The organism is Bacillus sp. FSL H8-0545, from assembly GCF_038006105.1.
GTDB classification, from domain to species: Bacteria; Bacillota; Bacilli; order Bacillales; family Bacillaceae_G; genus Bacillus_A; species Bacillus_A cereus_U.
In genome coordinates, this window is the sequence record NZ_JBBOUO010000001.1 from 3,627,061 (window position 1) to 3,651,323 (window position 24,263).

Below are 24,263 nucleotides of genomic sequence, written 5' to 3' on the forward strand. Positions count from 1 at the left end.
TCAGGTTTTTTTATACTTATATGCTTTTAACTAATTCAACAACTTCTTCAGCAGTTGACATCATTAATGCCTTTTCTGCTAAAGTTTCCATTTCTGCTTTTGACAACTTGCTTAGTTGTGTTCTTGCAGGAAGAATTGATGTTGCACTCATACTGAACTCATCTAAACCTAATCCTAATAATAATGGGATAGCAAGTGAATCTCCTGCCATCTCACCACACATACCAGCCCATTTGCCTTCTTTATGAGCAGCATCGATAACCATTTTTACAAGACGTAAAATAGATGGGTTATACGGTTGGTATAAGTAAGCTACTTGTTCGTTCATACGGTCTGCAGCCATTGTGTATTGGATTAAGTCATTTGTTCCGATAGAGAAGAAATCAACTTCTTTTGCGAATTGATCTGCTAATACTGCTGAAGCTGGAATTTCAACCATCATCCCCACTTCAATAGAATCAGAAACAGTTGTACCCGCTTCTACAAGTCTTTCTTTCTCTTCTAATAAGATTGCTTTCGCTTGACGGAACTCATCAAGAGTTGCAATCATCGGGAACATAATTTTTAAGTTACCGTATACGCTAGCACGAAGTAATGCACGAAGTTGTGTACGGAACACATCTTGCTCATCAAGACATAAGCGAATTGCACGGTATCCTAAGAATGGGTTCATTTCTTTTGGTAAATGTAAGTATGGAAGCTCTTTATCTCCACCGATGTCAAGTGTACGAACAACGACTGGTTGATCTTCTTTTACACCTTCAAGAACTGCTTTATACGCTTCGAACTGCTCTTCTTCTGTTGGAAGATTGTCACGGCCCATGTATAAGAATTCTGTACGGTATAAACCAACACCTTCTCCGCCATTATCGATAATACCTTGTACATCATTTGGTGTTCCGATATTAGCAACAAGCTCAACGTGATGTCCATCACTTGTTACAGTTGCTTGGTCTTTTAATTTTGCCCATACAGCTTTTTGCTCTTCAAATTTCGCTTTCTTTTCTTCAAAAGAACGAAGAGTTTCTTCAGATGGGTTTACAATTACTTCTCCATCTAAACCGTCAATGATTACGATATCGCCGTTTTGGATTTTCTCCATAACAACTTTCGTACCAACAACAGCTGGAATTTCCATAGAACGAGCCATAATTGCAGAGTGAGATGTACGTCCACCGATATCAGTTGTGAAACCTTTTGCATACTCACGGTTTAACTGAGCTGTATCAGATGGTGTTAAATCTTCAGCAATGATGATTACTTCTTCAGAAATTGTACCAGGATTTGAGAAGTTAATTCCTAGTAAATGTGCAAGAACACGTTTTGTTACGTCGCGAATATCCGCAGCACGTTCTTTCATGTATTCGTTATCCATGTTTTCAAACATAGAAATAAACATTGATGCAACCTCATCCATTGCAAATTCAGCATTTACTTTTTCGCCATTTACTTTATCTTTTACTGGATTTACTAATTCTGGATCATTTAATACTAATAAATGCGCTTCAAAGATAGCAGCTTTATCAGCACCTAGCTCAGCAAAAGCATGGTCCTTAATAGCTTCTAGTTCAGATTTTGCTTTCTCAAGCGCAGCGTCTAAGCGTGCAATTTCAGCAGCTTCGTCTGTAATTGATTTCTTTTCAATGTTAAATTCAGGATTCTCAAGTCTGAAAGCCTTTGCAATAGCAATCCCACTTGATGCAGCGATCCCTTGAATGTTAAGAGTCATTATTCTCCTAATCCTTCGTTTTTCATAGTTTCTTCGATAGCTGCTAGTGCTTGAGCTGCATCATCACCATTTGCAGTGACCTTAATTTCCGCGCCTTGTTGAATTCCTAAAGACATAACACCCATGATTGATTTTAAGTTAACGTTTTTTCCGTTATACTCTAAGTTAATGTCAGAACCAAATTTGCTTGCAGTGTTTACAAGTAGAGTTGCTGGACGAGCATGAATTCCTGAGTCGCTAGTTACTTTAAAGATTTTTTCCATGATAATTTATCTCCTTTAAATACAGTATTTTTTCAGTTGTATAGACGTGAGTACTACATCATCTATTGTATATAATAGGCGATGTTCGGTCAACCACATCGCCTATTATAATTATAAACATTTTGCGTCAAATTCCTACTGAATGTCAATAATAGCGTTTTCGCCCTTCTTAACATTTCCATCTTTTTTCAATTCGACTTGTTGCCCTTGTTGTAAATTCGTAAAGACGATTGGTGTAATAATAGATGGTGCATTTTCTTTTACAAATGCAAGATCTACTTTTAATAATGGTTGTCCTTGCTTCACTTTATCACCTTGTGCTACAAGCGCTTCAAAGCCTTCACCATTTAATTTTACAGTATCAATACCGAAGTGGATTAAAATTTCTTTTCCGCCTTCAGACTGAATACCAATCGCATGTTTTGTAGGGAATACATTTACAATCTCACCATTAACCGGAGAAACTACTGTTCCCTCTGTTGGCTCAATCGCAAATCCATCTCCCATCATTTTCCCTGAGAATACTTGGTCGGGTACTTCTGTAATCGGTAAGATTTTCCCTTCAATTGGTGAAACGATTGTTTCATTTTCATCAACCTGTTGAGGAGCTTCTTCCGCTTTTACAGGCGCTTCTTTTTCAACATGAGGTGTACGACCTGACATAATATCATGAATTTGTGATTTTAATGTGTCAGATTTCGGTCCGAAAATAGCTTGAATGTTATTTCCAACTTCAAGTACACCGGCTGCTCCAAGCTCTTTTAAGCGGTCTTTATTTACATTTTTTTGTTCGTTAACTTGAACGCGTAAACGAGTAATACAAGCATCTAACGAAGCAATGTTTTCTTTACCACCAAGTGCTACTAATACTTCACGTGGAAGTTCTCCTGCTTCTGTTTTCCCTGCGCCTTCATTAGCATTCGCTACTTCACGACCAGGTGTTTTTAAGTTCCATTTACGGATTGCGAAACGGAATCCGAAGTAGTAAATAACTGCTAGTACAAGACCAACAATAATTACCCACCACCATGCCGTACGACCTGGTAGTACACCGAATAATATGAAGTCAATTAAACCACCAGAGAATGTCATACCAATTTTAACACCTAAAATTTGCATTGTCATAAATGATAGACCAGCGAATACTGCATGAATTCCGAATAATACTGGTGCTACGAATAAGAATGAAAATTCAAGCGGTTCTGTAATACCTGTTAAGAAAGATGTTAATGCAGCAGATCCTAAAATACCAGCTGCTAATTTTTTATTTTCTGGACGTGCTTCATGGTACATTGCTAAAGCTGCTGCTGGAAGACCGAACATCATGAACGGATACTTACCAGTTGTAAATGTACCAGCTGTTAATTCTACGCCGTCTTTTAACTGTGCCATAAAGATTTTTTGGTCACCACGGATTAATTCGCCAGCTGCATTTGTATACTGACCGAATTCGAACCAGAACGGTGAATAGAAAATATGATGTAATCCAAATGGAATTAATGAACGTTCGATTAAACCGAATATAAATGCTGCTATCGTTCTATTTGCATCAATCATTTGATGTGAGAACGTATTTAAGCCACCCTGAATGTATGGCCAAATGAAGCACATGATAATACCTACTACTAAAGAGAATGTTGCAGTTGCGATCGGTACGAAACGCTTACCTGCAAAGAAACCTAAGTATGATGGTAATTCAATGTTGAAGTATTTATTATAACAATATGCCGCTACTATCCCGACGATAATACCACCAAACACTCCTGTTTGCAGCGTTGGAATTCCTAATACGTTTGCATATGCTGGATCTGAAAATCCAATTTTCACTGGATCTGTTCCAGTGCTTGTTACTTTCACTAGTTTATCTACTTCTAAGAACACACTCATCGTTTTGTTCATAATTAAGTAGCCGACGAACGCTGCTAAACCAGCTACTCCGTCTCCACCAGCTAAACCGATTGCTACCCCAACTGCGAATAATAGCGCAAGGTTAGCGAAAATAATATCACCAGATTGTTCCATAATTTTTGCAACCATTACGAACCAATCTGCTTTTAAAGCAGGAATAACATTTGTTAGTTGTGGATTTTGAAATGCATTACCAAATCCAAGTAAAATACCTGCTGCCGGTAAAATCGCTACTGGAAGCATAAGCGCTTTTCCGACTTTTTGAAGAACACCAAAGATCTTCTTAAACATGGAAACCCTTCCTCTCTTATCTATATTGATACTTTTCGACAAACGCCAAAAAGGCATGAGGAAAAAAAAGATAGAACGATAGCTATACAAAGGGTAGTATGTCCCTTTCTTTAGCTTACATTCCCAGCTTTTCTCCACTCATGCCTGATCGAATCAGTAACACGTGTCAAAAATAGGATTACGTATAAGTTCACTATAATTAAAGCAAACGTTTTCGTTATTTACCTTAATTTGTTTGTCGAATTTTGTATAACTTTGCATTAGTTATTATACATAACTATTGTAAGCGATTCAATCATTTTTTTTAACGTTTTCATTTTAGACAAAAATATATGTCTTTTTACACATGTTCTGCTTTCACTAATCGTTGTAAATGCATCGTTAAATAAATACTCTCCGCTTCATAAACAGGAAGTTGTAATTCTTTTTGCATTACCTTAACTAGCTTCCAAGCTAAGTTATAACAGACTGGATATTCTGCCTTTAATAAATCAGCAAAACTTTGTGCTTCTTCTACTTTTTCTCCTTTTTTCACCCGTTCAATAGCATATTGCAAATGACGAATAAGGCGTAAATAATGAATGCTTTCTTGGTCTAATGTAATTTGTAGGCTTATCTCAATTAAAGAAACAAGTTGTGCAATAAGACGGGAATTTTGATTAACAGAAGATAAATCAGAGTTTGTAAGCGAGCTGTAAATATGGAGTGCGATAAAGCCAACTTCTCCTTCTGGCAATGTAATTTGCAAACGAGAATTTAAAAGTTGCACAACTCCTTCAGCAATTTCATATTCCTCTGGATATAGCATTTTCGTTTCAACTAAAAAAGGATTATCTATTGTAAGTCCTTGTTTTAGCCTTTTAATTGCAAAAGAAATATGATCTGTTAAAGCGATATGAATATGTTCATTTAATGGAGACTCCGCTTTTTCTTGAATGTATAACATAATATCATTCATCAATTCAATTAGCTTTTCACTCACATGTGGCACTAAAAGTTTGTATTGTTCTCGATCACGTTCATTTTTTAAAACAAACATTTTCTCAATTTGTTCTTGCTCCAACACATCTTCAGCCTTTTTTCCAAATCCAATTCCTTTACCGATCACTACTACTTCCTCGTGTTCAGGATGGCTAGCAATGATGACATTATTATTTAAAACTTTTTTAATTTCTAGATAATTACTCATATAACACCACCCTCGTACTTAAATAGCCTACTTTTATGTTACAGAATATTCTTCTTTGTCGTCAATGTAAAACATCTACCATTTGATAAAAATTCATTTTTTAGACATGTTTGTATATGATGCGTATAATGTAAGAGCAACTGTACATAGAAAGGAGATAGCAACATGATTAAAATGTTTGTAAGTGATATCGACGGTACAATGATGCAACATGGAGGTCTAATTGATGAACAAGATATTGTAGCACTTCGCAGTCTTGCTGAGCAAAATGTTATTCTTTGTTTCGCTTCCGGGCGACTTGATAATGAAATCGCAGACTTAATGAAGGCTGTAAATACAAATTTCCATCGCATTAGTGTGAACGGTGTTTTCGTATATACACAAGAAAATAAACAACTATTATCTGCAACATTCGATTCCAGTATTCTACCTGATTTGTTATCAATGACAAATGAAGACCCTTATTTCCGTTATGTAAGTGATGAGCATAATTACTATATTGAAGAAAAGACACCTTTTATTCATGAACTCGAAAAACAAATAACAATGACTTCTGTTGAAGAACCAAATTTATTACAGAAAATCGATGATACAATTTTTCCAAATAAAATTTCTATCGGTGGAACAAAGGAAAACTTACAACTCCTTCAAAAAAAGATTGATGAAAAATTCCATGGAAAAGTTAGTACTTTCATTTCAGCTGAACAATGTTTAGATGTAATGCCACCAAATATTAGTAAAGGTTCTGCTATTTCTGTTTTATTACAAGAGTTTCAAATACAACCAGAGGAGGTTGCGTGCATAGGGGATTCTTACAATGATATTCCAATGTTTTCTTTAACTCCTCATAGTTTTGCTATGTCTCAAGCTGATGACGCGGTAAAAGAGCACGCTCACTATGTAGTAGATGCTGTCAAAGATGCCGTTAACCAAGTACTTGTTTATAATGAAGAAGCAAATAAAAATACGACTCGATCCTTATAAGGATCGAGTCGTGTTTTTATTTCTTTACATGTTGAAAACATCAAAGTTCACTGTACTTCACAAACTGAAATATATTACTTGTTACGTGCGATGTTCGTAATAAACTTGTAACGATCCCCACGATAAATACATTTCACATACTCTAACGGTAACTCACCTTCTGAATATGACCATTGACGCATTACAAGTACAGGCGCCTTTTTAGGAATATGCAGATGTTCAGCTTCATTATCCGTTGCAATTGAAGCTTCAATTGATTGAGTAGCGCGAACAAGCTTAAAGCCCAGTTTTTTCTCTAAATGTTCATATAAAGATTGTTGCAATATTTCTTCGTTAATATCTTTCACAAGAGTTGGCGACAAATATGTCGTCTCAAATGCAATCGGTTCGTCATCAGCTAAGCGCGTACGCCTCACTTCATAAACCGATTCTCCCTCTTGTATTCTCAGCCGGTCTGCTATTTTAGCAGTAGCTGGAACTAGGCGGAAACTTAATAACTGGCTGCTCGGTTTCATACCACGAGAAATCATATCTTCTGTGAATCCCGTCATTCCTTGCAACTTTTGCTCCACTTTCGGAAGTTGGACGAACGTTCCAATCCCACGTTTCCGGTATAAATAACCTTGTTCCACTAAGTTATTAATCGCCTGTCTGATTGTCATACGACTCACTTCGAACTTATCACAAAGTTCATTCTCAGATGGAATTTTATCTCCCGGCTTCCATTCGCCTTCCTCAATTAGCTGTTTCACCCACTCTTGAATCTGATAATAGATCGGAAATGGTGAATACTTGTCGATGTTCATCAGCAATCGCCTCACTGCATAAAGATAGAGCTTCTGGATCTGCGATTACGGTTACATTCGGATGACGTTGTAGAACTGTAGCAGGACACGCCTCACTATATTCACCTTGCAATAACTCTTTAATAGCTTCTGCCTTTTTAGATCCCATAGCAACAAGTAGAATTTGTTTTGCTTTCATAATACTTCCAATTCCCATTGTAATCGCATGAGTCGGCACATCTTCTTCATTTTCAAAGAAGCGAAGGTTTGCTTGGCGCGTAGATTCTGTTAATTCTACAATGTTAGTTGGAGAATTAAATGGTGTTCCTGGCTCATTAAATCCGATGTGACCGTTTTCACCGATTCCAAGAATCTGTAAGTCAACTGGGTTAGCTACTAGAATGCCTTCATAACGCTTGCACTCTTCCTCTAAATCACTTGCCATCCCATTCGGTACATAAGTTTGTTTAAATGGAAGATGATCAAACAACTGTTCTTGCATGAAATATTGATAGCTGTTTTTATCTTCGTGTGGTAAATTTACGTACTCATCTAAGTTTACAGTGGTTGTATGACTTGTATCAAGTTTATTTTTTCGCATTTCTGCATAAATACCTAATGGAGAGCTTCCTGTAGCCATTCCTAAAGTTGGATTTTCTTTTGATTTTACAACCTCTTTAATTAACTTATAACCTGCTTCTGCTAATTCTTCTGGAGTTTTTACAACAAGAATATTCATCTAATTACTTCCCTTCCTTCATATGAATTCCTAAACGAACCGTATCATATACATGTAATTCTTCAGTCATAACAACAAAGTCTGCATCTTTCCCTGCCGCTAACGCGCCTTTATTATTTAATCCAAACTCTTCTGCTTGGTTAACTGATGTCATTAATACTGCATCCTCGATTGAACATCCTGTAAATTCAATTACATTTCGGAAAGCTTGATCCATTTTTAAAATACTACCAGCTAACGTTCCATCTTCTAATCGAGCACTGCCATCTTTTACATGTACTGGCTGTCCACCAAGCTCATATAATCCTTCTTCAAGACCTTTTGCACGCATTGCATCTGTAATGACACTTACTTTTTTCGGCCCTTTTAATTTATACGCTAATTTCACCATATCAGGGTGAATGTGAATACCATCTGTAATTACTTCAACCATTACATCTGGATTTAATAACACATGACCAACAACTCCTGGTTCACGATGATGTAATCCACGCATTTGGTTATATAAATGTGTTGCATGTGTAATTTTTCTATTTTTCAGTTGTGCATCAATCGCATCTGTATGCCCCATTGTGCCAACAACACCTGTTTCAGCAAGATACTGTTCAAACTCTAACGCACCTTCTTCTTCCGGTGCATATGTTACTAATTTAATTAGATTACCGCTTGCTTCCTGCCATTGTTTAAATTGCTCGATACTCGCAGGAACAATATGTTCAAGTGGTTGTGCACCCGCACGTTTTTTTGAAACATATGGTCCTTCTAAGTGAATATATTCGAAATGTGCTCCTTTATCTTTCGCTTCCTTCGCAGCAAGTAGCGCCGCTTCAATCGCTTCTGGAGCTTGTGTCATTGTTGTTGGGAAGTAAGTTGTAACTCCTTCTTTTAACATTTCTTTACCAAGAGTTACTAATCCATCGCTATTTGCATCCATCGCATCAATATCGTATCCACCATGAATATGAACATCAATCATACCTGGAATCACAATCTTTCCTGCCGCATCTAACACAGTTTCATTTTCTTGTGATACATATTGAGCCATCAAACCAATTTCTTTAACTGTTTCTGCGTAACGAATAAATCCGTTTTCCACTACTTCTTTACCTGTATAAATTTTGGCATTGATGACAACTTGCGTTTTCATTTTCATCGATCCTTTCCCATGAAATACCTACTTATTATTATTACCTTATTCGCCTAATCCCATCTTAATATACACACAAGTAGTTGTCTATACATTCTAATGAAATTTCCTCTTCGTTCAGCGAAAAAAGGAAATTGATTTCTTTTTCATTATAATATATATTATCCATTTTTTCCAAAATGGATAATAACCTCTTATATAATTAGTTACTTAAGTAATGGCATAAGACCGCTTGCCCCCATAGTAATATGTTCACCATCTGTTTCTATTTCTACAGTTCGCTTGTTTGTTCCGTATATCATTATACCACGCTGTTTTAATCGTCTTACTACACTTTGATGAGGATGTCCATACGGATTTCTACTCCCGTACGAAAGAATAGCGAATTGTGGATCTACTTTTTTTAAGAATGTTTCACTCGTTGAAGTATACGAGCCATGATGCCCAACTTTTAATACATCTGCATGTACATCAAATTGCTTTAATATTTCATTTTCCGTCCGTATATCAGCATCACCCATTAATAAAAAGTCCGCTTTACCATATCGAATCTTTAACACAATTGAGGACTCGTTATTCTCGTCTTTTGATTTACCATTGTTCAATACTTGTATAGAAACATGTGGATCTAGCGGTATGTATTGTCCTTCCTTCACTGAAATGAAAGGAATGCCTCTTTTTTTAATGTTATTCCGATACGTATGATAAGTAAATGAACTATATGTTTTCCCACTATCTAATACGAGTGAAACTGGCATTTGTTCTACAATTGGAATAAGCCCCCCTATATGGTCCATATCAGGATGAGTACTTACAATCACATCTAAATGATTAATTCCTTTTTCAATTAGTTTTTGAATAATAACCTCTCCCGCTTCATAAGGGCCCCCATCTATTAACATCGTTTGACCATTTGGCAATGTAATAAGTGTCGCATCACCTTGTCCAACTTTTAAAAAACTCACTTTCATTTTACCGAAATGTTGCCGCTGCATATGTATAGAAGACGTAGTATGAATAGACATCATATATCTTTTAGCCGATGCGCTGTTTAACGAAAAACATAATAAAACAGAAACCAACAATAGAATACTCCGTACACCCTTCATAGCTCGTCTCCTTTTTTCATTTAGTATGGCACGCTCTGTAATTGATATACAAAAAAAGCTTAGCAAAATGCTAAGCTTTTATTTTGATAATTCCTGTAAAGAGCCAAAGAATAAATCTGCTTCATTCATTTGTTCATTTTCTTCCGAAAGAGGTGGTAAATCATCTAACGTTTTCAATCCAAACGTATCTAAAAACTCTTTCGTCGTTCCGTATAAAATAGGGCGCCCTGGTCCTTCCGCTCTTCCCGTTTCTTTTATAAGTAAGTGTGAAACTAACGTTTGTAATGCCTTGTCTGTTTTCACGCCTCGAATCTCTTCCATTTCTGTCCTTGTAATCGGTTGACGGTACGCAACGATTGCCAACGTTTCAAGAGCTGCTTGAGACAGTGACGCCGTTGTTGGGGTATCTATTAATTTTTGATAGTATGCAGCATGTTCTTTCTTTGTTGCAAAACGATACATTTTTGCATATTGCACAATTTGCAGACCGCGATTCGATCCTTCACCTTCTTTTTGCATTTCCTCTATACTGTTTATTACTTCTTCCACTTTAACTTCCAGAACTTTAGCTATCTGTTCCGGATAAATCCCTTCGTCACCTGCAACAAATAAAATCCCTTCAATAATCGCTTTTTGTTCTTTTCTATCCATTTTACGAACTCCTTCCTCCTATTTCCCATAAAAAATACACATAAAAAAACCGAATCACAGTAAATGCGTTCGGTTCAATATTTCTTCTCTCGTTCCAAACGATACATTAAAACCTAACATAAGATAAAATATTTCTATCCCATCTTCACATACCAACTCTATACGGATTTATTAGAGCTTGATACGAAAATTTCATCAAAATTATGTTCTTGCTCAATTATGATTTGTTGATTTTTCATTAGCTCAAGAACCGCTAAAAATGTTACAACCATTATTTCACGTTCTTCATCAGCAAACAAATCATAAAAACTTTGACGACCGCCTCTTACTTCTAACTGTTGTAGAATATCAGTCATTCGCTGTGCAATTGGTATTTCTTGGCGAGTAATTCGCGTTGTTACGGGGGTCTTTGCTTTTTTACGACGCATTAGCTTTTGAAATGCCGCTAACATATCATATAACGTAACATCAAGAGGTAAGCTTGTCTCCTCTTCTTGTTGAAATGATGTAAAATCAATTGGCGGACGTGTATATAGCTGTGCTCTTTCTTGTTCTCTTTCTTTTAACTCAGTAGCAACTTGCTTATATTTCTTATATTCAATTAACCTCTCCATCAATTCTTGACGAGGGTCATCTATAAAGTCTTCACCGTTATCAGGTACATCTTCTTCTTGTTTCGGTAACAACATTTTACTTTTAATTTGTAATAACGTTGCAGCCATTACTAAATACTCACTGGCAACATCTAATTGTAATTCTTTCATCGTATGGACATAAGATAGATATTGCTCTGTAATTTCCGCTACAGGAATATTATATATATCGATTTCGTAACGATGTATTAAGTGTAACAATAGATCTAAAGGCCCTTCAAAAGCCTCTACTTTAAAATTATACTGCACAAAGCATCCCACCACATTTTTTCTATAACACCATAAGTATAGAGCATACTCATGTTCTATCCAACCTTTTTAAGAAATTTAATTAAAAATAGACCTATGCCCATGTCATAATGCCCACCGCTTCATATGATAACAATGTAGTAAGAACAATGTAGGAGGTCAAAAAACTATGGGTCACGTTGATTGTGGTTTTAGCGGTGGGTTCGCATTACTTGTTGTACTGTTCATTTTACTAATTATTGTAGGAGCAGCTTGCTTCTGCTAATAGGACGCAATAAAGCGACTAGGGATACTTCCCTAGTCGCTTATTGTTAATATTTCTATGATAAACTGTACATATAACCGTTAGACAGGAGCGAAAAAAATGTATCCTACCGAGTACATACAATTTTTAATTCATTTTCACGGAGACTGTGATTATTTTGAATGTCATGAAATATTAGAAGAGTATTGGAAATTAAAACCTAGAGGAGAACGCGACACTTACTTAGTCGGTCTCATTCAAATTGCTGTTTCCTTATACCATCACAGACGATCCAACTGGAATGGTGCAGAGAAGATGATAAAAAGCGCAATAGCACTTTTAGAAAAGAACAGTACATCTTTACATCAATTAGGAATAGATCATAAACAACTTATATTCTTATTAAATGAAAGGTTACAATCTATCCACAAAAAGGAATTTTTCGCGCCGTTATTTTTACCATTATTAGACGCATCGTTAGAAAAACAATGCATACAGTTATGTAAGAAACAAAACCTCTCTTGGAAAGATGTGAATTTCATTCCTGGTGAATACATCATAAATAAGCACACATTGCGCGATCGAACAGAAGTCATTTCTGAACGACACGAACAACTACAAAAAAGAAAGCAGAGATAATAAACTACTTATCCCTGCTTTCATGAATGTATATTTTGTTCAAGCTCTTTACACTTTTTGCAAAAACTTGCTGTTTGCTCATTTCCGCAAATTGTAAACTCAAGAAATTTACTCTTAAGCCCTTGAACCATCTTCGTCCCAATCCCCATATGACGGTGAGACGGATTCACGCTCAAATGCTGAATTTCCAATACCTGATCTTCTTTTTTTATAATCCCCATTATCCCAACAAAATCTTCATTTTGTTTCCACAAATACAATTGCCAATCCTCTTTCGCTTCATACTCTTTCATTGTCAATTGTAATGTTTTTACATCTTTTTCAGTTGGCATAAATGAAAGAAGCCCCATTGCAATTTTTTCATAACTTTTTTTAAAACGAATTAACATAACCCTTATCCCTTCTTACAAAAGTTACAAACTATTTATCCCATCAATCACTCTTTTCATATCACATTCATTCTACAATATTTTTACCAGAGTGAGAAGAGGCTGAAACAACTTGATAATCATACAAAGCGTTAAGAAGAAAGTCAAATATATGTTTCCACGCTATTTCTTTCTATTACACCACTCAAAAAAGAGACAATACTGTATAGGAACTAAAAGGAGAATCCCTTTCTCATCACATTTCACTTATTAACCACTTTTGAACAAAGTAGTTCTACCAAAAGCAATATGTTAAGAGAAATCCATTTATTGAAGCATATAATTCGTACTCCATCCTATGTGTTTTGTTAAAAGTGTGTTCTCATGAACAATATAATTTAACGTTAGTAGCCGTCCTATTTGTGTCATATACTTTAAAATATATACCAATTCCTGTTTATAGGAAATAAAAAAAGAGAGCAAAATCGCTCTCTTTTTCTCACAACTTATTCTTCCCAAACTTTAACTTCTTTCATTACATCGCCTTGACGCATGTTTAATACCGTTTCAATACCGCTTGTTGCTTTACCGAATACAGTATGTACGCCATCTAAATGCGGTTGTGGCTCATGAACAACAAAAAATTGGCTACCACCTGTATTACGACCAGCATGTGCCATAGAAAGTGATCCAACAAGGTGTCTACGAGGATTTCCATCAGTCTCACATGGAATAGAGTAACCTGGGCCACCTGCACCTGTGCCTGTTGGGTCTCCACCTTGGCTTACGAAGCCAGGAATAACGCGGTGGAATGTCACACCGTCATAAAATCCTTGCTCTGCTAATTTCTTAAAGTTTTCTACTGTTTTTGGTGCCTCTTCTGGGTAAAATTCTAAATCGATTTTTTCGCCATTTTCCATTAATATGTATCCTAAAGTTTTCATATGTATATGTCTCCTTTCAACTATCTCAGCACTATATTACCATATTCATGACGAGAAACAAAAAGAATCCGACAATCTGCATACTTCTTTTTCGAAATGTGGAAAAAGCTAGGTGACAAATTTTTAAAATATACTATAATAACTGTGTTGCCCGAAAATTTCAGAAAGAGAAAGGGAGCGATTTTTCGTGAAAGCGAAATTACTAGCTCTGCTATTAGCTGTAGCCGTATTTATTATGCCAACAGCTTCATTTGCAGACATCATTGAGGGAGAATCAATTGTTACACTAGGAGAAAACTTATCTGAACAACAAAAACAAGAGCTGTTAAAAGAAATGAAAGCACCAAAAGATGCTACAATCATCACTGTGTCTAATGCGGAAGAACATAAATTTCTAGAAGGAATTGTTCCAAAAGCACAAATTGGTACAAGAGCAATTTCCTCTTCTATGATTACATACACAAAACCAGGGTCAGGTCTCATTGTACGCTCAAAAAACATTAATTCGATAACAGATGCAATGTACACAAATGCACTTATTACAGCAGGTGTGAAAGATGCAGAGATTCAAATTACTGCACCATTTAAAGTTTCCGGAACTGCTGCTTTAACAGGTTTAATGAAGGCCTATGAAACAACATCGAACAAGGAAATTCCAGAAGATGTTAAAAAAGTAGCCAATGAAGAAATGGTACAAACAGCAAAACTTGGTGATAAAATCGGTGAAGACAAAGCAGTTCAACTTGTTGCAAAAATTAAAGAAGAAATTGCAAAAGAACAGCCAAAAACAACTGAAGATTTACGTTCATTAATTAAAAAAATTGCTGATCAACTTGGCATTACATTAACAGATGAACAGTTGGATAACTTAGTATCGTTATTTGATAAAATGAAAAATCTTAATATCGATTGGAACCAAGTTGGTAGTCAATTAGATAAAGCAAAAGACCATGTGTCTGCCTTCTTAGGATCTGAAGAAGGACAAAGTTTCCTAGATAAAGTAAAAGATTTCTTCTCTAGTATCATTGATTTCGTTAAATCTTTATTCAAGTAAAAAAGAAGCTCGCCAGTGACGAGCTTCTTTTTTATACAAGTAACGGTAATTTCATAATAGCTTCTTCAACCGAACGAACAACATGATTTGCTTTCTCCTTCACATACGGATGAGCATGATGGAGGGTGAAGGAGTGCGGGGTTACTTCAAACATAGAAATATCATTGAAAGAATCTCCAATACATGCAACTTCATTTGCTTCAATTTGTAAATGTTCCATTAATCGCTTCAGAGCGCTTCCTTTACTTACACCTCTTGGCATAATGTCAACATAGCGCTTACCCGATATAAAAACTTCCGCTTGGCTATGAAATGTATCTCGCAACTCTTGATCTAATGCTACAATTTTTTCTTCTTCGCCAAAAACAAATAATTTCGCAGGATGTACAGTCTTCCCAAATTCCTCTTCTAGTTCTTCGATTTCAGCAATATGCACTCCCATATACTCTTCAAAAGTATGATGATGTTCATTCTTCCTTTTTGTATATCGCTGCTCATTTGCACAAACAATATCTGCTAGTCCCTTTTTATGTATATATCGATATATTTCCTGGGCAACCCCATCTTCAAAACTCGATTCATGAAATACTTTTCCATCCGGTAGTATCATTGTCGCTCCATTTAAACTAGTTGTGTAATACGGGAACGAAAACCTTTTTACCGCCTCATCAATTCGGTGAGTAAAACGGCCAGAGGCAAAACAAATATTTGTCCCTTTTTCAGCTAGCCAACAAAGCGCTCGTTCATCTTCTTTTTGCATATGATTCACATTGTAAACGAGCGTATCATCTAAATCACTTACAAATAATTTAATCATGTCCTCTTCCCCTTTCATACACAATATCTACTCTAATTGTACAAAAAAAATGTTTGATTTTTGTTAAAAAAATAATAAATTTTCAATAAAAAATAAGCAGGAGCATAATGAACTGCACCCCAATTGTTAGACACAGTCTAACAATTGGAGGTGCAGTTTTTCTATGGCTAAATTTACAGCTGATGAAAAAATACATATCGTTCTACGTTATTTGAACGGAAATGAAAGTTATCGAGAAATTGGTAAAGCGATCGGTATAAGGGACACAGTAATTTTGAATTGGGTAAACCAATATAAGCAAAATGGTGTGGAAGCTTTTCTAAAACGGTATACAAATTACACACAACAATTTAAACTAGACGTACTAAATTATATGATTGAAAACGGTACGTCCTTATTTGAAACGGCAGCTATCTTTAACATTCCTGCCCCTTCAACGATTATTGTTTGGAAAAAACAACTCGAAACACAAGGAATCGATGCCCTTCAATCAAAGAAAAAGGGGCGTCCATCCATGAAAAAAGAGTCAAATAAACAATCAAAACAAGCACCAGTTGAAGGTTCAGTCGAAGCACTTGAAGCACGTATTAAACAGCTTGAAATGGAAAATGAGTACTTAAAAAAGTTGAATGCCTTAGTTCAAAACAAGGAAAAGTCACTAAACAAGACAAAGCGCAAGTAGTCTATGAATTAAGGCATAAATATTCGGTGAAGGCACTCGTGGAGCTAGCTGATATTCCACGAAGCACGTATTATGATTTAGTAAAGAAAATGAATCGTCCGGATTTAGATGCCGATTTGAAAGCCGAAATTAAAGCGATTTATGAGGAAAATGAAGGTCGTTATGGCTACCGTCGCATTCGTGATGAGTTGACGAATCGAATCGTGGTCAGAAAGTAAATCACAAGAAGGTTCAGCGCATTATGAAAGAGCTTGGATTAAAGTGTGTTGTGCGTATGAAAAAATATAAGTCTTATAAGGGGAAATTCGGTAAAATTGCACCAAATATTTTAGCGCGCAGTTTTCATGCAGATGCACCGAATCAAAAATGGGTAACAGACATCACAGAGTTTAAATTGTTTGGAGAGAAACTTTATTTATCACCTGTATTAGACTTGTATAATGGTGAAATTATTACATATACAATTGGCTCTAGACCGACGTATTCACTTGTTTCAGAAATGTTAGAGAAAGCATTAGAACGTTTACCTGAAAATCACCAACTATTGATACATTCAGATCAAGGGTGGCATTATCAAATGAAACAATATGTCCGTACACTTGAATCAAGAGGTATTGTGCAGAGTATGTCTCGAAAAGGAAACTGTTATGACAACGCAGTAATGGAGAATTTCTTTGGGATCATGAAGTCGGAATTCCTCTACATAAAAGAGTTTGAAAGTGTAGAGCATTTTAAAATAGAATTAGAAAAATATATAGATTATTATAATACGAAACGGATAAAGGCAAAATTAAAAATGAGCCCGGTACAATACCGGACTCACTTTTATCAAGCTGCCTAATGAAATAACCGTGTCTAACTTTTAGGGGTCACTTCATAACCCCGCTTATTTTTGTCTTCTCACATTTTGAGGTCTTACAATACTTGGACGAACCTTTAAACTAGACATAGTTGGACGAAGTAAAATTTTCGTTAACGCGCCCCAATCAAACGGTAAAAACGGCCATAAATACGGTGTTTGCAAGCTTCTTATAGATGTTAAAAATAGAATCAACATCGTCATTCCAATGACAAATCCCATTTCATGAAATATGCCTGTTAAAATAATAACAAACAATTTTCCGACCTTATTTCCAAGTCCAAGTTCATAACTCGGCGTTGCAAATGATCCAATCATAGAAACCGCTACATACAAAATAACTTCTGGTACAAATAAACCTACATCAATTGCAATTTGACCAATTAATATGGCAGAAATTAATCCTGCTGCAGACGACAATGATGTCGGTGTATGGATGGCAGCCATTCTTAAAAATTCGAGTCCGACTTCCGCCATCAAAATTTGTAATAAAATTGGTAAGTGCGTCATCTTGTTTGGTCCAATGAAAGCAAGACTATCCGGTAAAAGAGTTGGATTAAAAACAAAAACTAACCAAAATGGCAGTAAGAACAGCGAAAATATAACACCTAAAAAACGTACCCAACGTAAAAATGTACCTACAGCTGGATTTTGTCTAAACTCTTCTGCATGCTGTAAATGGTGGAAATATGTTGTTGGAGTGATCATAACACTTGGTGATGTGTCAACGAGTACTAACACATGTCCTTCTAATAGATGATTTGCTGCTACATCTGGTCTTTCTGTGTATCGAATAAGCGGGAATGGATTATAACCTTGTTTAACTACAAATTCTTCTACTGTTTTATCCGCCATCGTAATCCCATCTACATCAATGTTATTTAATTCTTGTTTTATAATCTTTACTAAATCTGGATTTGCAACATCTTGAACGTATGTAATACAAATATCCGTTTGCGATCTATCTCCGACTCGAATCATTTCATTTCGAAGACGTGGATCGCGTATCCTTCTACGAATTAATGCTGTATTTACAACGATATTTTCAACAAAACCATCCCTTGCACCGCGCACTACCTTTTCTGTATCTGGTTCTGTCGGTGTCCTGCCCGGATAACTACGAACATCTATTGCGAACGCTTCCGTTTCGCCTTCCACAAATATAATAATGAGTCCTGATAATACTTGGAGCATTACCTCATCCATCGTTTTCACTTTACTTACTTGTTGATGAATTAAACGATTCTCTAAAAGCTTCACTGTATCTTCTTCTACATCCCTTATTTCATTTGTATCCACCGCTTCTTCTAAAATAGGGATAATATAATTCGTATCACAAAGTCCATTTACAAATAACACACCAATTTCTTTATTTAAAATTTGAAATTTACGAATACCAACATCGTATGTAACACCGAGTCCAACTGTTTGCTTTAAGTAGTTTTCATTATCACTTAAAAAAGATGAAATCGGGATATTCACTTTTTTAGGCTTCGTCATAAAACCCACTCCTTTCCAAAATTAATTGAATCGCTTTTCTAGTAATAGGTGATCCTCTCTCCCATTCATCATTTCCGCACATCTTACCAATATCACCGACCCCCACAATGACAGGAACATTCAGACCATCTAAACAATAAATCGTATCCCCACTAATCCTGCCAACTTCACCATCTGGGAGTCCAAATTTATCAACGCCGTATTCTGTCAAATTCCCATTCCGATCTACACTTACATCTACACGCGCCCATTCCCAATGATGTGTATTAGATGCTACTGCTAAAATACCCAGTACATCAACTTGTTTATGTGTTGCGACATACTTTAACGCCTTTTCACCAGATCCTTCTCCTATAAATCCGCTGTCATCAAACATGACAAATACAGGGTCATATGGCGTTTGCATAATAAGCTCAACAACTTTCTTCCCTGTCAATTTGGTCGGATTACTTTGCGATGCCGAAATACACCTTCCCCCAAATTCCTTTGTTAACAGCTCAATTGTCCGCTTTGCATATTCATCTCCATCTGTGACCAAAACAACCCTTCGTCTCATTTGATTTATCCTTTCGGTTTACATATAAGTGCAACAAAAAATGAAAATAATATCGCTGCTGAAATCCCCGCAGACGTTAAACTAAACATACCGATTCCAATTCCTAAATATCCATGTTTTTCTGCCGCATGCATTGCCCCGTGCAATAGTGAGTGTCCAAAACTTGTAATAGGGACCGTTGCCCCAGCACCTGCAAATTTTATAAGCTTATCGTACAATCCGAATCCGTCTAAAATAGCTCCGGCGACTACAAAAGTTGCCATTAAATGTGCCGGTGTTAACTTTGCGAAATCCAGCAACACTTGTCCAATTACACAAATAGCTCCTCCTACAAGAAATGCGTATATAAAATCCACAATTCACTCTCCTTTAACGCTTTCAAACACAACACCATGCGCAATCGTTGGAATCGTTTCCTTCTGTTGCATCATCATGGGGCTTAATAGAGCTCCAGTTGCAACGACAAAAATTCTTTGTAAATTCCCTTTTTGCATTTCACGCAATAAATGGCCGTATGTTACAACAGCTGAACACGCACAACCACTGCCCCCTGCAAACACTTCTTCTTGATTTGAATTGTAAATCATTAATCCACAATCGTTGTATACATTCCCCAAATCATATCCTTCCTCAAGTAAAAGTTGTCTCGCAATTGGTGTCCCAACAGCTGATAAATCACCAGTAACAATAAGATCATAATCAGCTGCACTTCTTCTCAAATCTTCAAAATGCTGTTGAATTGTATGAGCAGCAGCTGGTGCCATCGCTGATCCCATATCTAAAGGATTAGCAATTCCTAAATCTTGTACTTTGCCGATTGTTGCTGCTGTTATTTTAATTGCACTCTCCTCATTGCTAATTAATATTGACCCTGCTCCAGTAACAGTTGAGTTTGCTGTCCCTGGCTTTTGTCCTCCGTATTCTGTTGGGTAACGAAATTGTCTTTCAGCCGTCGCATTATGACTACTTACTGTAGCTAAAATACGATTCGCAAATCCACCATCTATAAAAGCTGATCCAACAGCCAAAGTTTCCATTGACGTCGCACAAGCGCTGAACATCCCTAAAAAAGGAATACCATACTCACGAGCAACGTAATTTGCTGTCACTGTTTGGTTTAATAAATCTCCCGCTAAAAAGAAATCAATTTGTGATTTTTTTATATTCCCTTTTTGCATCGCTTGTTGAATCGAGTCTGACATTAACCTTCGTTCAGCAAGTTCCCAGTTTTCCTCTCCGCAATGTAAGTCAGAATATGAAATATCAAAATCCTTTCCAAGAGGGCCTTCAGCTTCTTTCGGACCGACAGCAGTACCAGTTGCATTCACGAAGATATCATTTTGAAATACCCACGTTTGTTTTCCTGTCAATCTCATACCCACCCCTCCTTTAAGACATTAAAATTTGAAATGTATATCTTATTAGCCCGATAATGTATGCACCGACGACTCCAAATACAATGACACTTCCTGCAAGCTTAAACATGTTAGTAGCGATTCCTAGAACAACCCCTTCACTCCTATGTTCTAGCGCGGCACTCGCCATAGAATTCGCAAATCCAGTAACTGGTACTGCTGATCCCGCTCCAGAAAACTGCCCGATTTTATCATATACACCACACCCTGTTAAAATCGCTGATAGTAAAACAAGAGTTGCAACTGTAGGGTTTCCTGCCTCTTTCTCACTAAAGTGAAAGTAATGTATATAAAATTTCATCAACACTTCTCCCGCCGTACAAATGAGTCCACCAACAAGAAATGCCTTCACACAATTTATGAAATAGTTCGGTTTTGGATGGTACTCCTTCACTTTATTTATGTAATCGTCCTTCAATTTTCGTCCTGCCATATATATTGCCTCCTACTTTACGAAATAAATCCAGTGAAACAACGAGCCTATTACTTTCCCAAGTACAAGAGCAACCAGTAAAACAATAATTTTCCCCTCTACCCTTACTCGTTTCGCTAAAATAGGTAAAACGTTTAATACTTCCGTTAACGCCGCAGCGAGCATTCCAATGAATGTGCCACAAAATATCCCTAATATAACAAGCCAATATTGTGACGTGTGAAATGTAATATTTTTCAAACTACACCAAGCCCCTGTTAAAGTACCTGCAATGACCGCCCACTCAAAATATTGAATATGCTTTCCACTTCTCGTTAATTGAGCCAAACGCGGGATTATACCAAGTACAGCTAAAAACGCGACATATCCGCTACCTACTGCAATCCCTCCAGCTAAACCAATTAATACAACAAATGCACACTCAATCATCAGCAATCCGTTTCATATTATCCTTGTTTTCATGCACAATTACATATTGATCAAGCGACTGCTGATATTGAAACATCTCAACTTCTAACGGGCTCGGCTCTTCATTAATTCTCTTTTGAAATACATGATTAAAAAATAAGACCATACCTAATCCAAGACCTAATGAATAAGGAATTTGAAATAAAAGTGGTTGCGCCTTAAATTCTCCAGTAATCATGTAATATAACCGTTGGTGTACTTGTTGCATACTTACATCTTCATGGAAATAAATGATCGCAAGGGCTGCTCCAATGAAAAGTAACAACCATACAAGTCCGAAGAAAACCGGATGTACTTTCTTTTTTTCGTATATAATTTCAACAAGAGTTTGTCCAGAACCAAGTAAATTAATTTGTATGTGAGCCGCTTTTTGTTGAATAATCTCAATCACTTTCATAACATCAATTACAACATGTGTTTTATCATGCGCTGTTATTTTGTAGACTATCTCATTTTGTAACGACTCAACTACCAAAGAATCTCCGGCAAGTTGAGCAACATCGCTCAGCTTTACTTCATACGTAGAAGACACTTTTAAGCGATTGCGCATTTTAATATAAATCGTTTGTTCCAATTTTCATTCACCCCTTCACTCTTCCTCGTAGTTGTAGTATGGTTATTGGAATTTTTTCTAATACAATTTTTTCATAAAAAAAACATCTGTACCATTTCGGTACAGATGTTTTTAGCTTATGCCTTTTTCTTAAATAAATTTGCAATACTTAATGCAAGTCCTCCCCAAATGACTACCATACCTATAACCATCATCATAATCGCTGATCCGCTCATCATGAAACACCTCGGTCCTTCCATTCTTTTTCAAGCTGGGCAGAGTCTGAATGTATTTGTGCATTCCATTTTTTCAGACTAATGACTAGTGCAACTATAAGAAACGCTGCCGCTATCGACCAACCATACGTTACAACAAAAAAAATCGAATAGATAGCTATTCATCTATTCGATCTTTCATCTGTTTTAATATTTTCTTTTCAAGCCTTGAAACTTGTACTTGCGAAATGCCTATGCGCTCCGCTACTTCTGATTGGGTTTGGTCTTTATAATAGCGCAAATACACAATTAGCCGTTCTCGTTCATCCAATTCTCTAATTGCTTCTTTTAAAGCAATTTTATCAAACCATTTCGTTTCCGATTGATCTGCAATTTGATCTAAAATAGTAATCGGATCTCCATCGTTTTCATACACAGTTTCATGTATCGACGAAGGAGCACGACTCGCTTCTTGCGCCAGAACAACTTCTTCCGGCGTTAGTTCAAGAGCCTCTGCTACCTCATTAATCGTTGGGGCCCTTCCAAATTCCTTCGAAAGCTCGTCTCTCATCTTTCGGACTTTGTTTCCTGTTTCTTTTAAAGATCTACTTACTTTCACTGATCCATCGTCACGTAAAAATCGTTGTATTTCACCGATAATCATTGGAACTGCATATGTTGAAAATTTCACGTCGAAAGATAAATCAAATTTATCTACCGATTTTAAGAGTCCAATACATCCAATTTGAAATAAATCGTCTGGTTCGTATCCTCGATTAAGAAATCGCTGCACAACCGACCATACGAGACGCATATTACTTTGAACGATTGTATCTCTCGCTTGTTGATTTCCATCTTGACTTTTTTGAATTAACGCTTTTAGCTCGTGGTCCTTTAACTGAGGTTTCTTCTTCTCATTTCTGACCTCTATGTCCATTGGCTATTCTCCTTAATTGCATAGAGCGTTACTATTTGATAAGTATTTTGTCAAATGGATTGTTGTCCCGAAAGATTCGTTTGAAATAACTTCTACTTCATCCATAAAATTTTCCATGATAGTAAATCCCATTCCGGAACGCTCTAATTCAGGTTTAGTTGTAAAAAGGGGTTGTCTTGCCTCATCTAAGTTAAAGATACCAATCCCTTCATCTCGAATCGTGAGTTTCACCATCGCTTCTTCCAAAATCACTGAAATATAAACAACACCTTCTGCATTTCCTTCATACCCATGAATAATTGCATTTGTAACCGCTTCTGACACAACTGTTTTAATCTCTGTTAGTTCTTCCATCGTCGGGTCTAATTGCGCAATAAAAGCAGCTACCGTAACACGAGCGAATGATTCATTCTGACTTAACGCTGAAAATTGAAGGTTCATTTCATTTCTCATCTATGCCACCCCCAACGTCGCGAGCGCATGCGCTTCACTTTCTTCTAAACGAACAATTTTGAATAGACCTGACATTTCAAATAAACGTTTAACAGGCGGTGAAATTGCACAGACAACCATCTCTCCACCTAATCCCTTTACATGTTTATATCGGCCTAATATAACGCCTAAACCTGAACTATCCATAAATGTTAAGTTCTCTAGGCTCAAAACAATATGATGAACACCATGTGTCTCAATCATATCTGTTACTTTCGTTCGCAACTCTTCAGCAGTATGATGATCTAATTCACCCTCTAGCCTCACACATAAGACGTCACGTTTTACTTCTAAATGCATGGAAAGACTCACACGATTTCCTCCTTATGCTCAAACTTTATTCTTTAACATAAGATTTTCGTGATATAAAACCAGAATCCTTCCTACTGA

28 protein-coding genes and 1 pseudogene are annotated in these 24,263 nt (G+C 36.5%); 5 read left to right on the forward strand and 24 right to left on the reverse strand.

Annotated features, from left to right (window positions below):
• Window positions 1–16: 16 nt before the first annotated feature.
• From ptsP to glcT, 4 genes are all read right to left on the reverse strand, one after another.
• A complete protein-coding gene (gene ptsP, locus MHI07_RS18920) occupies window positions 17–1,729 on the reverse strand; it encodes a phosphoenolpyruvate--protein phosphotransferase (RefSeq protein ID WP_002160626.1) in 1,713 nt (570 codons plus the stop codon).
• Entirely contained in the window at window positions 1,729–1,992 is a 264-nt protein-coding gene (gene ptsH, locus MHI07_RS18925; RefSeq protein WP_002033915.1) for a phosphocarrier protein HPr, read from the reverse strand. Before ptsH ends, ptsP begins: the two co-directional genes overlap by 1 nt.
• 135 nt (window positions 1,993–2,127) lie before the next feature.
• Window positions 2,128–4,191, reverse strand: a complete 2,064-nt coding sequence (gene ptsG / locus MHI07_RS18930) for a PTS glucose transporter subunit IIABC (protein ID WP_002111599.1) — start codon at window positions 4,189–4,191, stop codon at window positions 2,128–2,130.
• A 340-nt stretch (window positions 4,192–4,531) separates the two neighbouring features.
• The gene (gene glcT, locus MHI07_RS18935; protein ID WP_002160625.1) at window positions 4,532–5,380 is read right to left on the reverse strand and encodes a glucose PTS transporter transcription antiterminator GlcT; all 849 of its coding nucleotides are present in this window, start codon (window positions 5,378–5,380) and stop codon (window positions 4,532–4,534) included.
• A 165-nt stretch (window positions 5,381–5,545) separates the two neighbouring features.
• Between glcT and MHI07_RS18940 the strand changes: the two genes are divergently transcribed.
• Window positions 5,546–6,364 (forward strand): Cof-type HAD-IIB family hydrolase, encoded by an 819-nt coding sequence (locus MHI07_RS18940; RefSeq protein WP_002160624.1) that lies wholly within the window; start codon window positions 5,546–5,548, stop codon window positions 6,362–6,364.
• A 74-nt stretch (window positions 6,365–6,438) separates the two neighbouring features.
• On the opposite strand, the gene phnF is transcribed toward MHI07_RS18940, so the two are convergent.
• The 6 genes from phnF to MHI07_RS18970 form a co-directional block, all read right to left on the reverse strand.
• Entirely contained in the window at window positions 6,439–7,170 is a 732-nt protein-coding gene (phnF, locus tag MHI07_RS18945; protein ID WP_078172874.1) for a phosphonate metabolism transcriptional regulator PhnF, read from the reverse strand.
• Window positions 7,100–7,888 carry a glucosamine-6-phosphate deaminase gene (gene nagB, locus MHI07_RS18950; RefSeq protein ID WP_002160623.1) on the reverse strand — a complete coding sequence of 263 codons (789 nt, stop codon included), beginning with the start codon at window positions 7,886–7,888 and terminating at the stop codon, window positions 7,100–7,102. The genes phnF and nagB overlap by 71 nt, the downstream gene beginning before the upstream one ends.
• Window positions 7,889–7,892: 4 nt before the next feature.
• Window positions 7,893–9,035 carry an N-acetylglucosamine-6-phosphate deacetylase gene (gene nagA / locus MHI07_RS18955; protein WP_002160622.1) on the reverse strand — a complete coding sequence of 381 codons (1,143 nt, stop codon included), beginning with the start codon at window positions 9,033–9,035 and terminating at the stop codon, window positions 7,893–7,895.
• Between the two features lie 206 nt (window positions 9,036–9,241).
• The gene (locus MHI07_RS18960; protein ID WP_002145925.1) at window positions 9,242–10,144 is read right to left on the reverse strand and encodes a ComEC/Rec2 family competence protein; all 903 of its coding nucleotides are present in this window, start codon (window positions 10,142–10,144) and stop codon (window positions 9,242–9,244) included.
• Between the two features lie 78 nt (window positions 10,145–10,222).
• Entirely contained in the window at window positions 10,223–10,795 is a 573-nt protein-coding gene (gene scpB, locus MHI07_RS18965; protein ID WP_078172873.1) for an SMC-Scp complex subunit ScpB, read from the reverse strand.
• A 158-nt stretch (window positions 10,796–10,953) separates the two neighbouring features.
• The gene (locus MHI07_RS18970; RefSeq protein WP_002145923.1) at window positions 10,954–11,697 is read right to left on the reverse strand and encodes a segregation/condensation protein A; all 744 of its coding nucleotides are present in this window, start codon (window positions 11,695–11,697) and stop codon (window positions 10,954–10,956) included.
• A 169-nt stretch (window positions 11,698–11,866) separates the two neighbouring features.
• Here MHI07_RS18970 and MHI07_RS18975 point away from each other — a divergent pair, with 169 nt between their 5' ends.
• Window positions 11,867–11,962, forward strand: a complete 96-nt coding sequence (locus MHI07_RS18975; protein WP_000510194.1) for a YjcZ family sporulation protein — start codon at window positions 11,867–11,869, stop codon at window positions 11,960–11,962.
• Between the two features lie 99 nt (window positions 11,963–12,061).
• Entirely contained in the window at window positions 12,062–12,580 is a 519-nt protein-coding gene (locus MHI07_RS18980; protein WP_078172872.1) for a DUF309 domain-containing protein, read from the forward strand.
• 20 nt (window positions 12,581–12,600) lie between these two features.
• Here the strand turns inward: MHI07_RS18980 and ribT are convergent, their stop codons facing one another.
• Both ribT and MHI07_RS18990 read right to left on the reverse strand, forming a co-directional pair.
• Complete coding sequence (gene ribT / locus MHI07_RS18985; RefSeq protein ID WP_002160619.1) at window positions 12,601–12,969, reverse strand: GNAT family N-acetyltransferase RibT; 369 nt, start codon at window positions 12,967–12,969, stop codon at window positions 12,601–12,603.
• A 485-nt stretch (window positions 12,970–13,454) separates the two neighbouring features.
• A complete protein-coding gene (locus MHI07_RS18990; protein WP_002160618.1) occupies window positions 13,455–13,892 on the reverse strand; it encodes a peptidylprolyl isomerase in 438 nt (145 codons plus the stop codon).
• A 187-nt stretch (window positions 13,893–14,079) separates the two neighbouring features.
• On the opposite strand from MHI07_RS18990, the gene MHI07_RS18995 reads away from it, so the two are divergent.
• On the forward strand, window positions 14,080–14,946 hold the full coding sequence (locus MHI07_RS18995) for a DUF1002 domain-containing protein (RefSeq protein ID WP_078172871.1): 867 nt from the start codon (window positions 14,080–14,082) through the stop codon (window positions 14,944–14,946).
• Between the two features lie 31 nt (window positions 14,947–14,977).
• On the opposite strand, the gene MHI07_RS19000 is transcribed toward MHI07_RS18995, so the two are convergent.
• A complete protein-coding gene (locus MHI07_RS19000) occupies window positions 14,978–15,781 on the reverse strand; it encodes a Cof-type HAD-IIB family hydrolase (protein WP_215579553.1) in 804 nt (267 codons plus the stop codon).
• 145 nt (window positions 15,782–15,926) lie between these two features.
• On the opposite strand from MHI07_RS19000, the pseudogene MHI07_RS19005 reads away from it, so the two are divergent.
• Window positions 15,927–17,286: pseudogene (locus MHI07_RS19005) on the forward strand (IS3 family transposase).
• Between the two features lie 45 nt (window positions 17,287–17,331).
• Here the strand turns inward: MHI07_RS19005 and spoVAF are convergent.
• From spoVAF to spoIIAA, 11 genes are all read right to left on the reverse strand, one after another.
• Window positions 17,332–18,804, reverse strand: a complete 1,473-nt coding sequence (spoVAF, locus tag MHI07_RS19010; RefSeq protein WP_264539105.1) for a spore germination protein SpoVAF — start codon at window positions 18,802–18,804, stop codon at window positions 17,332–17,334.
• Entirely contained in the window at window positions 18,791–19,360 is a 570-nt protein-coding gene (locus MHI07_RS19015; protein WP_002111611.1) for a stage V sporulation protein AE, read from the reverse strand. The genes spoVAF and MHI07_RS19015 overlap by 14 nt, the downstream gene beginning before the upstream one ends.
• A 5-nt stretch (window positions 19,361–19,365) precedes the next feature.
• Window positions 19,366–19,716 (reverse strand): stage V sporulation protein AE, encoded by a 351-nt coding sequence (gene spoVAE / locus MHI07_RS19020; RefSeq protein WP_002014916.1) that lies wholly within the window; start codon window positions 19,714–19,716, stop codon window positions 19,366–19,368.
• 3 nt (window positions 19,717–19,719) lie between these two features.
• Entirely contained in the window at window positions 19,720–20,736 is a 1,017-nt protein-coding gene (spoVAD, locus tag MHI07_RS19025) for a stage V sporulation protein AD (RefSeq protein ID WP_016106086.1), read from the reverse strand.
• A 13-nt stretch (window positions 20,737–20,749) separates the two neighbouring features.
• Window positions 20,750–21,208, reverse strand: a complete 459-nt coding sequence (spoVAC, locus tag MHI07_RS19030) for a stage V sporulation protein AC (RefSeq protein WP_002160614.1) — start codon at window positions 21,206–21,208, stop codon at window positions 20,750–20,752.
• A 12-nt stretch (window positions 21,209–21,220) separates the two neighbouring features.
• Complete coding sequence (gene spoVAB, locus MHI07_RS19035) at window positions 21,221–21,637, reverse strand: stage V sporulation protein SpoVAB (RefSeq protein ID WP_016106087.1); 417 nt, start codon at window positions 21,635–21,637, stop codon at window positions 21,221–21,223.
• Entirely contained in the window at window positions 21,630–22,250 is a 621-nt protein-coding gene (locus MHI07_RS19040; protein WP_340825669.1) for a stage V sporulation protein AA, read from the reverse strand. Before MHI07_RS19040 ends, spoVAB begins: the two co-directional genes overlap by 8 nt.
• Window positions 22,251–22,366: 116 nt before the next feature.
• On the reverse strand, window positions 22,367–22,465 hold the full coding sequence (locus tag MHI07_RS19045) for a methionine/alanine import family NSS transporter small subunit (RefSeq protein WP_000016829.1): 99 nt from the start codon (window positions 22,463–22,465) through the stop codon (window positions 22,367–22,369).
• A gap of 157 nt (window positions 22,466–22,622) precedes the next feature.
• Window positions 22,623–23,381 (reverse strand): RNA polymerase sporulation sigma factor SigF, encoded by a 759-nt coding sequence (gene sigF, locus MHI07_RS19050; protein ID WP_340825671.1) that lies wholly within the window; start codon window positions 23,379–23,381, stop codon window positions 22,623–22,625.
• A 12-nt stretch (window positions 23,382–23,393) separates the two neighbouring features.
• The gene (spoIIAB, locus tag MHI07_RS19055; protein WP_001243400.1) at window positions 23,394–23,834 is read right to left on the reverse strand and encodes an anti-sigma F factor; all 441 of its coding nucleotides are present in this window, start codon (window positions 23,832–23,834) and stop codon (window positions 23,394–23,396) included.
• The gene (spoIIAA, locus tag MHI07_RS19060) at window positions 23,835–24,185 is read right to left on the reverse strand and encodes an anti-sigma F factor antagonist (protein ID WP_002088460.1); all 351 of its coding nucleotides are present in this window, start codon (window positions 24,183–24,185) and stop codon (window positions 23,835–23,837) included. It abuts the gene before it with no gap.
• Window positions 24,186–24,263 lie beyond the last annotated feature (78 nt).